The organism is Paraburkholderia madseniana, from assembly GCF_009690905.1.
Taxonomy (GTDB): domain Bacteria; phylum Pseudomonadota; class Gammaproteobacteria; order Burkholderiales; family Burkholderiaceae; genus Paraburkholderia; species Paraburkholderia madseniana.
The window spans coordinates 1-2,413 of the sequence record NZ_VOSW01000246.1; the positions used below are offsets into that span (position 1 = coordinate 1).

Consider the following 2,413-nt stretch of genomic DNA (forward strand, 5'->3'; position numbering starts at 1 on the left):
GCGTTTGATGGCCCGATGGTCCTGGTCGGGTAGCAGCAGCGCATTGCTGCGCTGCTGCCCCCTAAGAACCGTACGTGCGCCTTTAGGAGCATACGGCTCAAGCCTCTACAAAGGCATCTATCTACACCCGGTAGCACAACTTCATTTTCCGGCGTACTGCGGATTTCTACGGCAATTGAGATGGTTAACCTGGAGGTTGCTGGCTGCATCTGTCCCGCCATCGGCTTGCTTCACAATATGCGTAACATCCCAGCGGGTGTTCATTGTGATGGGCTGCTGACAGGTAGAACACAGGCCATCTTGCCTTAGCCAGACACGGTACACCTTGCCGCGACCTCGCACCGAGTTCAGCATCTTCTGGCCCCATCGGGATTCGAAGTACGGCGCCCATTGCGGATCGTGCGGATTGGCGCCCGCTTTGATCTTGACATGCCGTTGTATTGGCGTGTCCGACTCTTGCAGCAGGGTGAGCTCCCGCTTCGTTCCATCCTCTTGTTTTTCTGTGACGGTAAATACCCAGTTCCGGGTGCCTCGGGTCTTGAAGTACTTCTCTTTGACCCATCTGGCTCCTTTGTTGGGGTGCCGTCTTACCGCCCATCGCCATAGCATTGACCAGACCTCGTGATCAATCCGATCGAAGGTTTTCTTGGCGACTACATGGCTGTGATAATTCGCCCATCCTCGTAAAACAGGATTGAGCAGCCTTATCAGGTTCGCCTGTTTAGCCGTTTTGTTGGCCTTGATGATTTCACGAATTTTGTCAAGATGAGCCTTGACGTTCGCTTTCGACGGTTTCATCAGTAGCTTGCCGTTGTACTTGCGAATGTTCCATCCGAGGAAATCAAACCCATCCTTGATGTGCGTTATCCTGGTCTTTTCTGGTGACAAGACCAGCCCGCGTTCCGCCAGAAATTCGGCCACTGCCGGCCTGACTTCATGTTCCAGCCACTCTTTCGAGTGGCCGGTAATAATGAAATCGTCCGCGTAACGCACCATGTTCATTTTCAGTCCTCGCTGCCTGGCTCGCGGGAATTTTTCCGCGAGCCTCGCTTCGAGGCCATCGAGCGTCATGTTGGCTGCCACCGGTGAGATGATTCCCCCTTGCGGGGTGCCGGCGACAGTGGGGAAGAGTTCGTTTTGATACACATATCCCGCTTTGAGCCACTTCTTTAGGATCACCTTGTCCGTGGGGATATTGGCGAGCATCCAGTCGTGGGAAATTTTGTCGAAACAGCCTTGAATGTCAGCCTCCAGCACCCATTCCGCGCTCGCCTTTTTCGCCAGAGAAATGAAGCATTGTCCTCCGGCGTCAGCAGTTGAGCGTTCCGGCCTGAACCCGTAAGAGTTCAGATCGGCGGTGGTTTCCGCAACGGGTTCCAGCGCCAGCAGATGTAACGCCTGCATGGCGCGGCATTTCATCACGGGGATGCCGAGCGGCCTCGTCTTGCCATTTTTCTTCAGAATAAAAACTCTCCGAAGCGGAAGGGGCGAATAACCCCGCCTCTTCAACGACGCAATCGCGTTGGCCTTTGCCGCCGGTGTTTTCCACGTTACCTTGTCCACACCGGGGGTGTTCCTGCCTTTGTTTTCAGTCACCCGCTTGACGGCTAATGCACGGCCGCTGAACGAGTGGGTCAGCAGCCATTGCAGGGCTTTCACCCTGTTATGGTGGCCGGCCTGTACCGCCTTCACCATACGCGACTGCAGCCTTCTTACCTGACGCTGAACATCGGCCCAATTGATGCCGTCCCACGTCACGCCAGAAGGTGCACGCGCCCGTGTTGCTGCACTCATTTGCTTTCCTTCCGTATAGATGGTTCTGCAAACTCTCCGGTGAGGAGAGACCACGAGGAAGTCTGCCCGCTTTCGCGTCGGGTGATATTGCAACCCGTATCCCGTCCATTACAGCCGGGCATTCGCTTTTTCCCCGATCCTGTGCCCGCACCGCCATGGGCAGACCTCGCGGCCTGCTGTCCCCGAGGGGAGCGATACGGGGTTTCCACGTTCCGCTTATGGAAGTACGTCGGGTTAGGTGCCTGCTCTGGGCCGGGAGGTGTATGGGTCACGAACGCGTAGTAGAGAAACGCTGTTCCCACCTCCGGTACCGTTTTGGTTCGAGCGCAATAGCCATTTCCGCTCGTTCAACATAACGACCCTATTGCCGATTAAAATGTTTTCACCATACCGACTATCTTGCACTCATCCGGCGTATGGCTGCCAGAAGGGTACGCCTCTCGCGATTGATACCCCGCGCCTTGTGGCGCTTCGTTACGTTGTCAGAGCCGCTCTTGATTCAGGCTCCTGGATTCACCGGGTGACACCGGTGGTTCTCTCCTTCTATGCGGCGAGAAGTGAGAACAACTTCTATAAGCGACCTCGTGTCGCACCTCCACGATGTTGTTCAAATACTTGA

The 2,413-nt window shown here is 55.5% G+C and carries 1 protein-coding gene; it reads right to left on the bottom strand.

The genetic code is table 11. The annotated features are described in order from the left end of the window. Positions 1-141: 141 nt before the first annotated feature. On the bottom strand, positions 142-1,794 hold the full coding sequence (gene ltrA / locus FSO04_RS45540) for a group II intron reverse transcriptase/maturase (protein ID WP_154567975.1): 1,653 nt from the start codon (positions 1,792-1,794) through the stop codon (positions 142-144). Between the last annotated feature and the right edge of the window lie 619 nt (positions 1,795-2,413).